Source organism: Microbacterium sp. Ag1 (genome assembly GCF_001005635.1).
Taxonomy (GTDB): Bacteria; Actinomycetota; Actinomycetes; order Actinomycetales; family Microbacteriaceae; genus Microbacterium; species Microbacterium oxydans.
Genome location: NZ_LBCR01000028.1, coordinates 77,320 through 92,608, shown reverse-complemented (window position 1 = coordinate 92,608; position 15,289 = coordinate 77,320). Strand labels below are relative to the sequence as shown.

General features: G+C 70.0%; 12 protein-coding genes, 1 tRNA gene and 1 pseudogene. 6 read left to right on the top strand and 8 right to left on the bottom strand.

Annotated elements, in window-relative coordinates; all coding sequences use genetic code 11:
• Nucleotides 1–2 precede the first annotated feature (2 nt).
• Genes AAY78_RS07865 through AAY78_RS07850 form a run of 4 tightly spaced genes read left to right on the top strand, consistent with a single transcriptional unit; the run spans nt 3 to nt 5,182 of the window.
• The gene (locus tag AAY78_RS07865) at nt 3–791 is read left to right on the top strand and encodes an ABC transporter ATP-binding protein (protein WP_052748696.1); all 789 of its coding nucleotides are present in this window, start codon (nt 3–5) and stop codon (nt 789–791) included.
• Complete coding sequence (locus AAY78_RS07860) at nt 788–2,449, top strand: ABC transporter transmembrane domain-containing protein (RefSeq protein WP_046747780.1); 1,662 nt, start codon at nt 788–790, stop codon at nt 2,447–2,449. The genes AAY78_RS07865 and AAY78_RS07860 overlap by 4 nt, the downstream gene beginning before the upstream one ends.
• Nucleotides 2,442–4,295, top strand: a complete 1,854-nt coding sequence (locus AAY78_RS07855; RefSeq protein ID WP_052748695.1) for an ABC transporter ATP-binding protein — start codon at nt 2,442–2,444, stop codon at nt 4,293–4,295. The genes AAY78_RS07860 and AAY78_RS07855 overlap by 8 nt, the downstream gene beginning before the upstream one ends.
• On the top strand, nt 4,292–5,182 hold the full coding sequence (locus tag AAY78_RS07850; protein ID WP_046747779.1) for a siderophore-interacting protein: 891 nt from the start codon (nt 4,292–4,294) through the stop codon (nt 5,180–5,182). Before AAY78_RS07855 ends, AAY78_RS07850 begins: the two co-directional genes overlap by 4 nt.
• Before the next feature lie 45 nt (nt 5,183–5,227).
• Here AAY78_RS07850 and AAY78_RS19725 read toward each other — a convergent pair.
• Both AAY78_RS19725 and AAY78_RS07845 read right to left on the bottom strand, forming a co-directional pair.
• Nucleotides 5,228–5,303: transfer RNA gene (locus AAY78_RS19725), tRNA-Met, on the bottom strand.
• 87 nt (nt 5,304–5,390) lie between these two features.
• Entirely contained in the window at nt 5,391–6,377 is a 987-nt protein-coding gene (locus AAY78_RS07845) for a helix-turn-helix transcriptional regulator (protein WP_046747778.1), read from the bottom strand.
• Nucleotides 6,378–6,439: 62 nt separating this feature from the next.
• Here AAY78_RS07845 and AAY78_RS07840 point away from each other — a divergent pair, with 62 nt between their 5' ends.
• Both AAY78_RS07840 and AAY78_RS07835 read left to right on the top strand, forming a co-directional pair.
• The gene (locus AAY78_RS07840) at nt 6,440–7,495 is read left to right on the top strand and encodes an ABC transporter ATP-binding protein (protein WP_046747777.1); all 1,056 of its coding nucleotides are present in this window, start codon (nt 6,440–6,442) and stop codon (nt 7,493–7,495) included.
• Entirely contained in the window at nt 7,492–8,271 is a 780-nt protein-coding gene (locus AAY78_RS07835; RefSeq protein ID WP_046747776.1) for an ABC transporter permease, read from the top strand. Before AAY78_RS07840 ends, AAY78_RS07835 begins: the two co-directional genes overlap by 4 nt.
• 124 nt (nt 8,272–8,395) lie before the next feature.
• Here AAY78_RS07835 and AAY78_RS19720 read toward each other — a convergent pair.
• The 6 genes and pseudogenes from AAY78_RS19720 to AAY78_RS07805 form a co-directional block, all read right to left on the bottom strand.
• Nucleotides 8,396–8,992 (bottom strand): annotated as a pseudogene (locus AAY78_RS19720) (NADP-dependent oxidoreductase); the annotation flags it as partial.
• Nucleotides 8,993–10,402, bottom strand: coding sequence for a DUF6716 putative glycosyltransferase (locus AAY78_RS19715; RefSeq protein WP_156172628.1), 1,410 nt, complete (start codon nt 10,400–10,402; stop codon nt 8,993–8,995). It abuts the pseudogene before it with no gap.
• Nucleotides 10,399–11,271: an N-acetylneuraminate synthase family protein gene (locus tag AAY78_RS07820; RefSeq protein WP_046747775.1), complete on the bottom strand. Its 873-nt coding sequence runs from the start codon at nt 11,269–11,271 to the stop codon at nt 10,399–10,401. The genes AAY78_RS19715 and AAY78_RS07820 overlap by 4 nt, the downstream gene beginning before the upstream one ends.
• A gap of 93 nt (nt 11,272–11,364) precedes the next feature.
• On the bottom strand, nt 11,365–12,657 hold the full coding sequence (locus tag AAY78_RS07815) for an acylneuraminate cytidylyltransferase (protein ID WP_231589681.1): 1,293 nt from the start codon (nt 12,655–12,657) through the stop codon (nt 11,365–11,367).
• Nucleotides 12,588–13,937, bottom strand: coding sequence for a polysialyltransferase family glycosyltransferase (locus tag AAY78_RS07810; protein WP_046747774.1), 1,350 nt, complete (start codon nt 13,935–13,937; stop codon nt 12,588–12,590). The genes AAY78_RS07815 and AAY78_RS07810 overlap by 70 nt, the downstream gene beginning before the upstream one ends.
• Nucleotides 13,934–14,914 (bottom strand): glycosyltransferase family 2 protein, encoded by a 981-nt coding sequence (locus tag AAY78_RS07805; protein WP_046747773.1) that lies wholly within the window; start codon nt 14,912–14,914, stop codon nt 13,934–13,936. The genes AAY78_RS07810 and AAY78_RS07805 overlap by 4 nt, the downstream gene beginning before the upstream one ends.
• Nucleotides 14,915–15,289 lie beyond the last annotated feature (375 nt).

Genomic DNA, 15,289 nt, shown 5'->3' with positions numbered 1-15,289 from the left:
CCATGACCGCTTCGCTGCTGGCTCGCGACATCACGCTGGGCTACGGAGACACCCCCATCATCTCCGAGCTGACCCTCGAGGTACCGGACGACTCGTTCACGATCATCATCGGACCGAACGCGTGCGGCAAGTCCACCCTGCTGCGCGGATTCGCCCGGCTGCTGCGCCCGAGCACCGGGGCCGTCCTGCTCGACGGCGACGAGCTGCGCTCGCTCAAGCCGAAGGAAGCCGCTCGCAAGCTGGGCCTTCTCCCCCAGTCGTCCATCGCGCCAGACGGCATCACGGTCGCCGATCTCGTCGGTCGCGGACGCTTCCCGCATCAGAGCGCCATGCGCACGTGGAGCAGCGCCGACGAGCGTGCGGTGTCCGAGGCCATGGCCGCCACCGGGGTCACGGATCTCTCACGGCGCCTGGTGGACGAGCTCTCCGGCGGGCAGCGACAGCGCGTCTGGGTGGCGATGGCCCTCGCCCAGCAGACCAAGCACCTGCTGCTCGACGAGCCGACGACCTTCCTCGACATCGCTCACCAGATCGACCTGATGGAGCTGTTCGCCGACCTGCACCGCGAGGGCACGACGCTCGTCGCCGTGCTGCACGACCTCAACCACGCCGCTCGCTACGCCACGCACCTCGTGGCGATGCGCGACGGGGCCATCGTGGCGCAGGGAGACCCGCGCGAGATCATCACCGCCGAGCTCGTGCACGCCGTGTACGACCTGCCCTGCAAGGTGATCACCGACCCCGTCTCAGGCACGCCGCTCGTGCTGCCGCTCGGACGGCGGACACCGTGACGTCCCCCAAGACATCCCCCACGACATCCACTCCGCGGAAGCTGTTCGGGATCGCGCTGAGATCGGGGGGTCGCGGGATCGCCCTCACCGGAGCGACGGCGCTGCTCATCGTGCACGCGCTCGCCGAGGCGACGATCCCCGTCATCATCGGAGCGACGATAGACCGCGCCGTACTTCCCGCAGACCCCGCCGCGCTCGCCCTCTGGCTCGGCGTGCTCGTCGGAACGTTCCTCGTGCTGACCGTGAGCTATCAGTCGGCCTCCCGGCTCATGGTCTCGGTCTACGGGTACGGCGAGCAGGCGCTCCGTCACCTCGCGCTGTCGCGGATGCTGCGACCCCGGCTCTCCCGTCGCACGGTGACCCCCGGCGAGGCGCTCACCTTCGTCACATCCGACACCTATCGCGTCGCCGGCGTCGCCTGGTCAGTGGCGCAGCAATGCTCCACGATCGCCGCGATCATCGGAGCCGGACTCGCGATGCTGGTGATCTCGCCCGTCGCGACACTCGTCGTGTTCGGCTCGACCATCGCGATGATGTTCGTGATGCAGGTCGTCTCCCGTCCGCTCGAGCGTCGCGGGTTCGCTGAGCAGCACGCGGCGACCGAGGCCGGCGCCGTGGCCGCCGACTTCATGAGCGGATTCCGCGTGCTCGTGGGTATCGGTGCCCGGGATGAGGCCGTGCGGCGTTACGTCGCCGCGAGCGACACCTCCCGACGCGCGGCGACGGCAGCCGGCCGATCCCTCGCCTCCTACGAAGCGGTGAGCGGCACATTGGCCGCGATCGCGACGACCGCGTTGGCGGGCATATCGGCCTGGTTCGCCGCCGAGGGCCGCATCAGCATCGGTGAACTGGTGACCGTGCTCGGCCTCGCCCAGTTCATCAGCGGCTACCTCGCGTATGCGGGGTCGTTCCCCTCGAACTGGATCCACAAACTCGCCTCCGCCAAGCGCCTCGCCGAGATGATCGACGCCGACGATCTGCTGGATCCGCCGCCCGCATCGGCCGCATCGGCAGGTCCGGCGGGACAGGTGGTGCTGGCTTTCCACACGGACTCGGGTTCGCCGCGCGTCGAGGTGCGCGAGCGGGAGCTCCTCGGTGTCCGCCCTGCCGACAGCGACACGGCCAGGGCCCTCTCCCGGATGCTCGGCCTGCGGACCCGTGTCGACCGAGGCCGTGTCCACCTCGCGGTCGACGGAGAACTCCGAGATCTGGCCGACCTCGACCCGGTGGAATACCGGGATCGGGTCGTCGCCCCTCCGCATGGGCAGACGATCGTGAGCGGCTCTCTCCGCGAGGCCGTGCGCGGGCACGGGCGGGACGAGCCCACGCACCCGCCCTTCATCGAGATGGCAGCCCTCCACGACACGGTGGTGCAGGTCGGCGGCTGGGAAGCGCAGGTCGGGGAAGCCGGGAGACGTCTCTCGGGCGGACAACGGCAGCGCATCGGCATCGCCCGCGCCCTGCACGCACAGGCCGACGTGCTCGTGCTCGACGAACCGACCTCCGCCGTCGACGCCCTCACCGAGGCGCACATCGCCCGCGCCCTGGCAGAACACACCGGGACCGTGATCGTGATCACCACCTCGCCGATTCTGCTCGGCGCCTGCGACCGAGTCGTCGACGTTCCCTCCGGCGGATCGGAGGTGCAGCATGGGTGACCCGGTCTCGACCTCCCCTCTGCTGCCGATCGCCTCCAGCGCTCGGGTACGGGCCGTCATCGGTGCGCTTCTGCGCCGGCATCCCGGCCGCATGGCAGCCGTCGCCGCGCTCTTCCTCGCGGCCTCCGCCCTCGGAATCGTGTTGCCCGCCTGCCTGGGCCGCATCGTCGATGCCGTCTCGTCAGACGCAGGCTTCGCGAGCATCGCCGGCTGGGTCGTCGGAGCGGGACTGGGCGCCATCGGTGCGGCCGTGGTGATGCTGTGGGCCGTGCGGGTGCTCACCGGTCTGGTGCAGGACATGCTCGCGGCACTGCGCGAGGACGTGTTCGCCTCGGCGATGAGTCTTCCGGTGAGCACGGTCGACGACGGCGAGAGCGCCGACCTGCTCTCCCGCGTGACCGGCGATGTCGATGCGGTGGCCGAGGCCGGAGGGAACGTGGCCCCGACCCTGCTGTCCGCCGCATTCGCGATCGCCGTGTCGGTGGTCGCACTGACCGCGCTCGATCCCCGGCTTGCCCTCGCCGGACTCGCCTCCGCACCGTTCTACGTGCTCGGCACCCGGGCGTTCCTCCGCAGGTCGCGCGTCGTGTTCCGCGAAGTGCGGGTGCGCGAAGCCGCGCGCACTCAGGCCGTACTCGATGCGGTCGCGGGTATCGAGACGCTCACCGCTTTCAACGAGCAGGAGCCGGCGCTGGAGCGGGTGCGAGAGCGCGCAGAGGCCTCGATCCGGAAGCAGATCGAGGGCGTGCGAGTGACCAACCGGCTGTTCCGCTGGATCAACGGTGGCGAGCTCGTCGGCCTCGCCGCGATCCTCGGCACCGGGTTCCTGCTGCAGTCGGCCGGCGCGGTCACGGTGGGCGCCGTCACCACCGCAGCGCTGCTTTTCCACCGTCTGTTCGGTCCCGTGGGGCAGTTGATCTTCGGACTCGACGACATCCAACGCGCGACCATCGGCCTGGCGCGACTCGTCGGCGTGATCGACCTCGCGCCGTCGACTGTCGCCTCGGATCGGCGAGCGGACGCGGCAGCACGGGCATCGGAGGAATCATCGTCATCAGCGGGGATCGAGGTGCGCGACGTGACGTTCCGCTATCCGACCACCGGCCGGGGGATCCACGACGTGAACCTGCGGGTCGAGCGGGGCACCACGGCGGCGCTGGTGGGCACTTCGGGGTCGGGCAAGAGCACACTCGCGCGCGTGGTCGCCGGCCACCACCCACCGACCTCTGGCAGCGTGCACCTCGCCTCCCGCACGTCGGCCCCGTACTACCTGTCGCAGGAGCTGCATCACTTCCGGGGCACGATCGCCGACAATCTGAGGCTCATCGCTCCGGAGGCGAGCGACGACGAGATGACCGCGGCGCTGCAGGCTGTCGGAGCGCAGTGGGCCGTCGATGCCATGGTCCGCGAGAACGTGGAGCCTTCCGAGGAGGCTGTCGTGCCCTTGGACGAGGGACGCATCCAGCAGCTCGCCGTCGCACGGGCCTTCCTCGCCGACCCGGACATCGTGATCCTCGACGAGGCCACCGCCGACGTCGGGCTCCACCATCGAGAAGCCGTGGAAGAGGCGATCGCCGTGCTGCGCGAAGGACGCACCGCTCTGCTCATCGCGCACCGGCTGCAGCAGGCCGTCACCGCCGAGCAGATCGTCGTGTTCGCCGATGGCAGGGCTACGCAGCGCGGCACGCATGAGGAGCTCCTCGCCACCGACGGGCTCTATCGCGACTCCTGGCTGGCGCAGACTCGCGCCTCAGTCGCGACAGCGAACCCGACCGATCCCTCCCCCACCACAGACACCACCCCCGCCGAAGAGACCACCCCCACCACAGAGACGGAGACTCCGTGAGCATCCACCGCGGCATCGTCAGCAGCACCACCACCCTCACTCCGACCCTGGTCCGCGTCACGCTCGGCGGCGAGGGCGTCGCCGAGTTCCTCAGCACCGGCATCGGCGACGAGTACGTGCGGGTCTTCTTCCCACACGGCGACGACCCGATGGATGTCTCGCTGCCGGTGCCCGCGGGCGACTGGTGGGAGACACCGGAGGGAGCGCCAGAGGCACCGATGCGCACCTACACGATCAGCGGAGTGCGCCCGGACGCCGGTGAGCTCGACATCGACTTCGTGATCCACGAGGCGGGTGTCGCCGGTCCCTGGGCCGCCCGCGCGCAGCCGGGTCACGTGCTCGGGCTGAACTCCCCCACCGGCCTGTACTCGCCGCCGGAGGGCATCACGTGGCAGGTGCTCGTCGCCGACCTCACCGGGCTTCCGGCGGTCGCGCGCATCATCGCCGAAGCACCTCGGGGCGTGCGCACGCGGGTCGTGCTCGAAGTGCCGAGCGAGTCGGACCGCATAGGTCTGGAGGCGGGGGCGGATGTCGAGGTCACCTGGGTGGTCGGCGGCAACGGTCACGGCCCCAGCGCACTCGGCCCGCTCGTGCGCGGCATCGTCGACGACCGGCTCCCCCTCGATGAGGGCTACGTGTGGGTCGCCGGCGAGACCGTGGCGCTGCGAGACGTACGCAAGTACCTGCGCAAAGAGCTCGGCCTGCCCGCGACCCGGTTCAAGGTCGTCGGCTACTGGACGCCGGTCGCCGCCTGGGAGGAGAAGTTCGCCGCGTTGCCCGAGTCGGTGCAGAAGGAGTTGGACGCGATCTGGGCCGATGCCGAGGACGACGAGCCCGAGGACGTGCAGGTGCGTTTCGAGGAGCGCCTGGACCAGCTCGGGTTGTGACGACGGCATCTCAGCGGGCGGGAGGCTGCGCCGAACCTTCTGGAGTGGACGCGACGGCGGGAGTCGAACCCGCAACGCCATCAGGTATGAGCTGAGGCCCGGGACCGCCCGGATCGCCGCGATGGGAATGACGTTACCCGGCCGTTATCTGACCCGCCAGGACCGTTGCCTGGGATAACCCTATGAGTCTGTGGATGACGTCGCTGCGTCACTCGGCGTCATCCGGCTCGGGGGCGTCGAGGGCACGCAGCAGGCGCCCGACGGCCTCGCGCAGCTCACTCCGATGCGGATCAGACAACGCTACGGCGTACTCGACGCCCTCGGGGATCCAGAGCAGTCCGTACATGGCCTCGCGCCAGTCCGAGCCGCCGACGGGCCAGCGTGTGCGGTCCTCGCCCACAGCCGTCGCGCCCTGCCACCACGGCCCGAAGTGCTCCTGCATCTCGGCGAGCGGAAGCTCCATCACCGCAGCCGCCTCGACCTTCTGCGGCGACCACGACGAGGCGATCAGCACACGCTCTTCGATCTCCTCCTCGGTGATCTGCCGCCGGGTGAAGAGCACCCGCGTGTGCTCGACCGCGACGATGCGGTCGACGCGGAAGGTGCGCCAGTCGTCGCGGTCGAGGTCCCAGCACAGCAGGAACCACTTGCGACCGGCCGGGGCCAGGGCGTGTGGCTCGACCCGGCGCACGCTCTCCTGCCCCTCGCCGTCGACGTACCTCAAGCGCAATCGCTCGGTGTCGCGGGTGGCGAGGGCGATCTCGCCCAGCACCTCCGGTGAGACCACAGGGCCGTCTCCGATGCGGGGCGCCTGCACCGACGCGGCGAGCGCGTTCACCCGCTGGCGCAGCGCCGAGGGCAGCACCTGCTCGAGTTTCGCCAGCGCTGTGAGTGTGACCTCCGGTCCGCCGACGAGCTGCTGGGTCGCGGCCACGCGCAGCCCGATCGCCATCGTCACGGCCTCGTCGTCGTTGAGCAGCAACGGTGGCACGGCATTTCCGGCCTCCAGTCGATAGCCACCGGCCACACCGGGGGTCGACTCCACTCGATAGCCGAGCTCGCGCAGCCGGTCGACGTCGCGGCGCACGGTGCGTTCGGTCACTCCGAGCCGGGTGGCGAGCTCGGTTCCCGGCCAGTGCCGGTGCGTCTGCAGCAGGTTCAGCAGGGCGAGGGCACGGGAGGTGGTGTCGGTCATGCGCCTCAGATTGCCAGATGATGCGGACAGGATCTGTCCGCATCGGTTTCTACTCTCTCCCCATGAACGAATCCCTTATCGAGACCGAAGCCCTGACCAAGGTCTTCACCGTCAAGAAGACGCCGGTGCATGCCGTGACCGATGTCTCCTTCACCGCCGCGCGCGGAGAGCTCGTCGCCTTCCTCGGGCCGAACGGCGCGGGCAAGTCGACGACGCTACGGATGCTCACGACTCTGATCCCGCCCACCTCGGGGCGAGCGAAGGTCGTCGGGCACGACATTCGCACCGACGCGGCAGGGGTCCGTGCCCGCATCGGCTACGTCGGACAGCTCACCAGCGGAAGCTTCTCGCAGCGGGTACGCGACGAACTGCTGAGCCAGGGCGCGTTCTACGGGTTGTCGCGGAGAGACAGCGTGCGACGGGCAGACGAGCTGATCGAGTCGCTCGATCTCGCGTCCTTCGCGACCCGCAGCGTGCAGCAGTTGAGCGGCGGACAGAAGCGCCGACTCGACATCGCGCTCGGGCTCATGCACGCGCCGCCACTCATCTTCCTCGATGAGCCTTCGACCGGACTCGACCCGCAGAGCAGAGCGAACCTCTGGGAGCACATCCTCGACCTCCGCACCCAGCACGGCACCACGGTCTTCCTCACCACGCACTACCTGGAAGAAGCCGATCGTTACGCCGAGCGGGTGATGGTCATGGACAAGGGACGCATCATCGCCGATGACGACGCCGCCTCCCTCAAGGCGACCCTCGCCGGCGACGTGCTGACCTTCGGCTTCGCGGATGCTGCCGAAGCGGTGAGCGCCCGCGCCGTGGTCGCCCGTCTCACCTCCGCCGAGGTCGCCGTCGACGATGCCTCGATCTCGGTCGCGGTGCAGGACGGCGACCGGTTGCTGCCGGTGATCGTGCGCGAACTCGACGCCGCCGGGGTCGTCGCGCGTCGGGCCACCGGCGTGCCACCCACGCTCGACGACGTGTTCCTCGCCCTCACCGGGCGCACGCTACGCGAAGCCGGCGAAGGAGCCGATGCCGCGGGCGAAGCACCCGAATCCTCCGCCCCCGCCGACACCCGCACAGCTTCAGAGAACAGCACGACAGGAGTCCTCTCATGATCACCAACGACACGCTCGTGCGCCCGAACCTCGCGCGCGACACCCGGAATGTGCTCACGCGTGAGCTCAAGCCCGTGCTCCGCGATCCGTTCACGCTGATCTTCAGCCTGCTGCAACCGCTCATCTTCCTGGGGTTGTTCGCGCCTCTGCTGATCGGCGACTCGGGACAGCCTGCCGGAGAGACGCTGGCCTGGTTCGTGCCGGGTGTGCTCGTGATGATCGTGCTGTTCGGCACCGGGTCTACCGGGTCGAACCTGCAGTACGAGATGATGACCGGCTCGCACGAGCGCACCCTCGTCGCCCCGCTCGCCCGTTCTTCCCTGCTGGTCGGACGCGCCCTCAAGGAGATCGCGCCGATCGTGGTGCAGGCCCTGGTCATCGTGCTGATCGCCTGGCCGTTCGGCTTCGCGGCCGACATCCCGGGCCTCCTCATCGGGCTCGCGCTGCTTGCCGTGTTCGGGGTGGGCCTGGGCTCGCTGTCCTATTCACTCGCCCTGGCGACGAAGGACCGGGAGTGGCTGTTCTGGGGCGTGCAGCAGTCGCTGATCTTCCCCCTGCTGATCCTCTCCGGCATGCTGCTGCCGTTGGACGCTGCCCCCGACTGGATGCGGGTCGTCGCCTCGGTCAACCCGGTGAACTGGGTGGTGCAGGCCGAGCGGGCACTGTTCGCCGGAGACCTGGGAGACGCGACCGTGCTGTGGGGCTGGGTATCGGCGCTCGCGGTCGCCGTGGTCGGGCTGATCGTCGGAGTGCGCGCGATCCGTCGCAGCAGCTGAGCGGGGCCCGGCGGTGCGTCGCTGCGTGCGAAAACCCAGACGCGGCAGCGCACCGTCGGCGTGTCCGCCCTCGACGCGCAGCGCACGGCGCGATGCGTCTGGCTTCCGGCACCCGCCCCGTGACTCAGCTGTTCGTCATCACGAGCTTGCCGCGGCTCCCCCCGGCGGCGAGATCGGCGAGTGCTTCCGGCACACGCTCGAACGGGTACGTCTTCGCGACGACGGGCCGGATCGCCCCACTGTCGACGAGAGCCGAGATCTCGCGGAGCTGATCGCCATCCGCCCGCATGAAGAGGAACTCGTAGCGGACCCCGAGCTTCTTCGCCTGGCGACGGATCTTCCGGCTCAGCCCTGCCACGGCCAGTCGCACGAAGGCGTTCAGCCCCCGCGCGCGGGCGAATGCGGGGTCGGGCGGTCCCGAGATGCCGACGACCAGTCCGCCCGGCTTCAGCACCCGCAGCGACTTCTCGAGATTCTCGCCGCCGAGGCTGTCCAACACGAAGTCGTAGCCGGACAGCTTCTCGGCGAAGTCCTGCCGACGGTAGTCGACCACGATGTCGGCGCCGAGCTCACGGACGAAGTCGGCGTTCGCCGCACTGGCCGTCGTGGCGACCGTGGCTCCGAGGTGGGCGGCGAGCTGGACGGCGATGGATCCGACACCGCCGGCACCCGCGTGGATGAGCACTTTCTGTCCTGCCCGGACTTTGCCGCGCTCGACGACTCAGCGCCGGAGGGAGTCGTCGAACGGGTTCGGCTCGAGCGTGTAGTCGGTCGAGGCGTCCGACCAGGTCCCGCCATCCGCAGGTGTCCTGCGCCGTCGAAGCACACCGAGCGCTCGCGTCGCCGGGGCGCCCACCGCGAGCGCCACCGAGCCCCGCACCGTGCGGTCTTCGACCCCGAGCACGCTCGCCCGGTGCCAGGCCTCGTGCAGGGAACCGCCTCGGGCCGCAGGCACTCGCCGTGCGGGCAGGGCCCCGGAGCGTCGCAACGCCACGAGCTGCTCGACCCGCTCCCACCACGTCGACTCGCCTTCGGGATGGAAGTAGTTGTCGCGCAGCCAGTCGGGGTGCGGATGCCGGAAGCGCCCCGCCACGACCTCGCTGCGACCGCCGAGCAGCCCACTTCCCACGAACACCGTGTTCAGCAGACTCTTGCTCACACCGAACGCATCCAGGGCGATCACGGGCACACCGAGAGCCGTGGCCTCGATCGCGGCGGTGGAGCTCACCGTGACGAGGCCCGCGGCCGTGTCGAGCGCCGTGCTCATCGAGTCGTAGGAGAAGACGAGGTTCTCCGGAAGGCGCGACGGCAGCAACCCCGCGTACGGCTCGCGCTCGAGGTGCGTCTCGGATTCCCCCGGCCGCGACCGCAGCTTCACCACCACCCGGCGGCCCGGCTCGGCCTCGGCCGCGCGCACGAGCATGGCCGCGATCTCGGCGCGCTGGTCTTTCGCGAGGGGGACGAGGGCCTGCGCGGCGAAGACGATGTCCGTGGCCGGCGGCTTGACCGGAGCGGTCCGCGGGGGGCGTTCGGCGACCGCGACACCGCCGCTCAGCGCCCCGAAACCGCTGCCCCACGCCGCCACCGCATCGACGGCGAGTCGTTCCGAGCGCAGCATCCGCTGCCTCCGCCGGGCGAACGGAAGGGTCGCGAGCGCCACCGGCGTCCGCACCCCGATCCGGCGCCCGAGCTCTTCGAAGGCACGCACCTCGCGGTGGGAGTGCACCACCAGCAGGTCGGTGTGGCGGCGATAGTCGAGCGCCCCGCGCTGGGCGGGGATCGCCATACCGGGCAGCCCCGAGACCGTGACCGGCCGATGCTCCAACGTGTCGATCACGCGCCCCATCAGCCGCACGAACGGTCCACGCCCCGCGAGCAGGACCACGTCCGGGCGCTGTTCGGCCAGCCAGCCCTCCGTCTGCGCGAACCCGATGCGGGTGACGTCATCCGGCCCGAGCGTCGTGCCGACGAGAGCCGTGCGCTGCTGCTCGGCGCTGGCCGTGAGCGGTGTGCGCACGAGCAGCAGGTGAGGGCGCACACCGGGCACGGAACCGAGAAGGGAGGCGGCCCACTTCACGAACGAGTCGGCGTCCGCGATGGCGACGACGCGGATGCCGCTGGTTACCGTCATGCCGGAACGCGGCGCAGCTTCGCCATCGGCGCACGCTCGCTGTCGAACACCCGCTTGACCCCGTCGCCGGTCGCGCGCTCGATCACCCGGATATCGCGCACGAGGTGCTCAAGGCCTGTCGGCTCGAGCGATGCCGCGTGGTCGGACCCCCACATCGTGCGGTCCAGCGTGATGTGCCGCTCGACCGCGACGGCTCCTATGGCCACTGCAGCGAGCGAGATCTGCAGCCCGCGCTCGTGGCCCGAGTAGCCGACGGGCACGCCGGGGTAGCGGTCGCGCAGGGTGGCGATCACCCGCAGGTTCGCCTCCTCGGGCTCCAGCGGGTAGGTCGAGGTCGCGTGCATGAGCACCACGCGGTCGGTGCCGAGGGTCTCCAGCGCACGGTCGATCTGCTCGATGGTCGACATGCCGGTGGAGAGGATCACGGGCTTGCCGGTCTCCCGCAGCGCGATCAGCAGCTCGGCGTCGGTGAGACTGGCCGACGCGACCTTGTGCGCCACGACGTTGAGATCCTCCAGGAACTCGACGCTGGGCACGTCCCAGGGAGAGGCGAACCAGTCCAGACCGCGCATGGTCGCGTAGTCGCCGATCTCGATGTACTCCTCACGACCGAACTCGACCCGCCGGCGGTAGTCGAGGTAGCTCATCACACCCCAGGGCGTCTCGCGGGGGACGTCGCGCATGTGCTCAGGAGTCGAGATCTCCGGAGTCCGCTTCTGGAACTTCACCGCGTCGGCGCCGGCCCGAGCCGCGACGTCGATGAGCTTCTTCGCGATGTCGACGTCGCCGTTGTGATTGAGGCCGATCTCCGCGATGACGTAGGCCGGACGACCGCCGCCGATCACTCGCGAGCCGATGCTGACAGTCATGATTCCTCCGGTGTTCGAGCGTTGGTGCAACCCCTCCCTCCTGACTACGGGCCGAGGATGAACACCGGGAGACCGCCGGGTTACCGTCATCGGTCAGCTCGACAACACCCGTTCGATCAGCTCGCGCACCGCGCCCTCTCCACCCCGGCGGCGCAGGACGACACGAGCCTCTTCGATCACCAGCGGGTGCGCGTTCGCGACCGCGACCGGCCACCCCACGATCCGCATGGCCGGCAGGTCGTTGACGTCGTTGCCGAGATACGCGATGTCGGCGAGCGGCACCCCGTTCTCGCGCGACCAGGTGCGCAGCGCGCTCTCCTTGTCATCGATGCCGTGCAGCACGGGCACCCTGAGCTTGTCTGCACGAGCACGCACCACCGGGTTGACCTCGGTCGACAGGATCAGCAGCGGCACACCGGCACGGCGCAGGAGCGCGACACCCATGCCGTCTTCCCGACTGACCCGCACGCGCTCCCCGCCGTCGGCATCGATGATGGCGGTGTCGTCCGTGTGCACGCCGTCGAAGTCGGTGACCACCGCGCGCACCGGGATGGGCTCAGGCACGTCGTGCAGAGCGGCGAGCGCACGGGCGACACGGAGCTGCTCTGCATCGTCGATCTCGATCGCGGTCCACTCCGGCACGGGGGCGATGCGGATCCTGCCGAAGAAGCGATGTCTGCTCGCCCGGAAGCCGGAAGCCCGGAACACGTAGAACGCCCCGGTCTCGAGGTGGTGGGGCTCGCGATCCTGCCTTCGCGGGCGGTGTGCGGCCTCGTGGTTGATCGCCGCAGCCTCACCGTGTTCGTCCTCCCGCCACAGGAACCCGTACGTCTCATGTGCCGCGAAGACACTGTCGGCACGGTCGGCGCGGACCTCCTCCACGGCGGCGGCGAGCGCATCACTGGGGATGAACGGCGACGTCGCCTGCAGGAACGCCACGACATCGACGCTGTCGCCGCTCGCTTCGAGCGCGTCGAGGGCATGCAGAATCGCGCTCTCCGAGGTCGCGGTGTCTCCCGCGAGCTCCGCCGGGCGGCGGACCACTCTGGCACCCGCGGCAGTTGCCAGCGCGGCGATCTCGTCATCGTCGGTCGAGACCACGACCAGGTCGATGCCCGCGGCACGGACGGCCGCGCGCACGGCGCGCTCGACCAGCGGCACGCCGCCGACGCGCTGCAGATTCTTGCGCGGCACCTGCTTCGATCCGCCGCGTGCCGGGATGATCGCCACTGTGAGGGGCCTCTGCTCGTCCATCGTCCCTGTCCTCCTCGTCGTCGCCATCGCCATCGCCATCGCCATCGCCATCGCCATCGCCGTCATCGTCCGCGCGCCGCCCGCCAGACGCGCCCCGCACGCCGCCGCGCACCGAGGGCGTGCAGTCGCCACTCCTCGATCCTGCCCACCCCTCCGGCGGGTCGCAGTGCACGACGCACGGCGTTCTCGACCGGCGCGCCGGGTAGCCGCAGCTCGGCCAGCCTTCGTGGCGAGAAGTACCGATTCCGCTCGGCCGGGTCGAGATCGTGCAGCAGCTCCTCGGCCCGCCCCCGCAGATGTCCGGCGATCTTCGGCTGCATGGCATAACCGACCGCGTCGATCAGCAGCTGGAGTCGGGCGGGGTCGGCGTAGGGCGAGCCCTCGCGCGTCATGGCGTCCACCAGAGTCACGGGAATCCGGTTGCTGTTCTCGAACGGCTTCAGTGCCGCGAGCACCGCGTCATTGCCGGCCGACCCGATCGCGCGTCCGAAGAGCGTGTGCACGGTCGGCAGCGCAGTGGAGAACCCGGCGACGACGGCCAGGGCATCGATCCGTTCGGCGAGCAGCTCCGCCGCGAGCGGACCGCGATACTCGACGAAGTCGATGCCCTGCTCGCTCGCTCGCGCCCCGACGGCCGCCGTCACGAGAGGCGTCGCGCCCGGATGCGGCTTGAACACGATGCGCCGTGGTCGCCACTGCGCCGCACGGTCGATCAGACGCTGCTGCAGGTCGATCTCCTCGGCCACCGAGACCAGACCGAGCGCCGACAGGTACTGGCCGAGCACGAGCACCGTCGACGGGGAAGCCTCAGGGAGGGAAGACCCCCCTGTGTCCGTCTCCCGCAGGACCGCGGCGAACGACGCCGGCGGCACCGGCACGATCCGCGCACCCGGCGATCCCACGAGAGGCTCGACGCCCGGCACGACGTCGGCATGGACGACTCGCTCGATGCGTGCGGCGACGGGATAGGGCACCCGCACCCGCATGGGCGCATAGGTCATCAGCCCGTCCCCGATGATCGTGATCCGCGCGCGGGGGAACAATGCCATCAACGTCCTGGCGGGCGCCACCTGCGGGCTCTGCACGAACAGTTCCAGATCGCGAGGGTCCACGCCCCACGCGCGCGCGAACAGGCGCTCGAGCATCGGGAGATCAGCGGCCTTCGGCTCCCAGGATCGCGGATGCCGCGGCATGAGCATCTCATCCAGCGGCTCCGTGCGGTCGAACCGCGCGCGCAGCGACCCGAGCGCCGCATCATCCGCGATCCCGGTGACGGTCTCGGGCACCGTCGAGGAGATGAAGGGCACAAGGATGCGCTCGCCACGGGCCTCGTCGTCGATCAGTCCGGCATCCATCGCGGCCGCCGCGGTCGCGAGTCCATAGGCGCTGTGCAGCGCGAAGACCTGCGTCATCCGGCACGTCCCGCCCGACGGAGGACGCGTGCGAGGACCCGGCGGCGCGGTCCATCGAGGTGGCCCAGCACGACGGCCACCTCATCGGCCGGGAGCCGACGGAGCGTGCGGAGGATCCCCGCGCGCACCTCGCGGCGCAGCTGAGGGCTCATGCGGCGGGCGCGCACGAGGTGGTGGGAGCTGAGGGCGAGCACCGTCCAGACGGCCTTGGGGAGAAACCGCTCCGCCTCGCGATCCCGTTCGACGAGCGAGATGACCTCATCCATCGCCCTGGCGAAGTCGAGCTGTCTCCGATCTCGGGTCTGGGTGAGCGATGTGGCCACGCCCCGCCGGTAGAGCAGCGCAGGCGCATCGACCACCGCGAACGACTCGGCCTGCAGATGCAGTCGCCAGATCCACGGTCGGTCCTCTGCGGTGAACAGCCCTTCGGGGAACGGCGCCAGGCCACGGTCGATGAGCCGGCGGTGGAAGAGCCCCGCCCAGGCGTACGGGTAGTCGACCATCGTCGATTCGTGCTCCGGCAGGATGGCGTCTCGCGGAGGAACGACCCGGTCGCGCCACGGATACGGCGCCCGGACGAGGGCGCGCGTCCCACCCCTCACCGTGACGTGGTCGGTGCGTACGAAGTCGCAATCGAGCTCTCGCAGCCGCGACGCGAGCACCTCGAGCCGACGCGGCTGCATCCAGTCATCGCCGTCGAGGAAGCAGAAGGCCTCCCCCTCGACGTGCGGCAGTCCCTGGTTGCGGGCCGTCGCCAACCCGCGCGCGGACTCGTTGCGCAGCACCTCGGCGCGGGGGAACCGCTCCGCGTACCGCCGCATGAGAGCACCCGTGTCGTCGCTCGAGCCGTCGTCGATCGCGACCAGCTTCACGGCTCCGAGATCATCGAACTGCCGAGTGAGCGTCTCGAGCGTCGTCCCGATGTACGCGCCGGCGTCCTTCGCGGGCAGGATGACGGTGACGAGGGGTGTGCGCACAGGACTCCAGAACGGGGACGGTGTGCGGGAATGGTCGCAGGCGGTCCTTGCCGGACGGCGACGCGGAGGTGAACGACGGGTGTCCGTGCACTCAGGAGACACTCGGGAGAAAGGCACTCGGGAGAAAGGCACTCGGGAGAAAGGCACTGAGGTGTGGTCCCGTACCCGAACGGAACCACACCTCCCAGTGCATCGCACTGCCGAACGAGACACGTTCGGGAAGCGGTATTGCAGATGCGACACCGCGTGCCACGCGGCCGGCTGACCCCCATCAGATGGCCGCGAGACGCTCATGGTCGTCGCGCCACCCTGGATGAAAGGAGAGCGCGACCGGACAGTAACATAATACATGTCAGAACCACGGCTGCACTCCGT

Bases quoted from the DNA above. Each gene is read 5' to 3' on its own strand.
- AAY78_RS07865 (WP_052748696.1), top strand. From the start codon at position 3: ATGACCGCTTCGCTGCTGGCTCGCGACATCACGCTGGGCTACGGAGAC.
- AAY78_RS07855 (WP_052748695.1), top strand. From the start codon at position 2,442: ATGGGTGACCCGGTCTCGACCTCCCCTCTGCTGCCGATCGCCTCCAGC.
- AAY78_RS07845 (WP_046747778.1), bottom strand. From the start codon at position 6,377: ATGACCGACACCACCTCCCGTGCCCTCGCCCTGCTGAACCTGCTGCAG.
- AAY78_RS07840 (WP_046747777.1), top strand. From the start codon at position 6,440: ATGAACGAATCCCTTATCGAGACCGAAGCCCTGACCAAGGTCTTCACC.
- AAY78_RS07835 (WP_046747776.1), top strand. From the start codon at position 7,492: ATGATCACCAACGACACGCTCGTGCGCCCGAACCTCGCGCGCGACACC.
- AAY78_RS19715 (WP_156172628.1), bottom strand. From the start codon at position 10,402: ATGACGGTAACCAGCGGCATCCGCGTCGTCGCCATCGCGGACGCCGAC.
- AAY78_RS07820 (WP_046747775.1), bottom strand. From the start codon at position 11,271: ATGACTGTCAGCATCGGCTCGCGAGTGATCGGCGGCGGTCGTCCGGCC.
- AAY78_RS07810 (WP_046747774.1), bottom strand. From the start codon at position 13,937: ATGACGCAGGTCTTCGCGCTGCACAGCGCCTATGGACTCGCGACCGCG.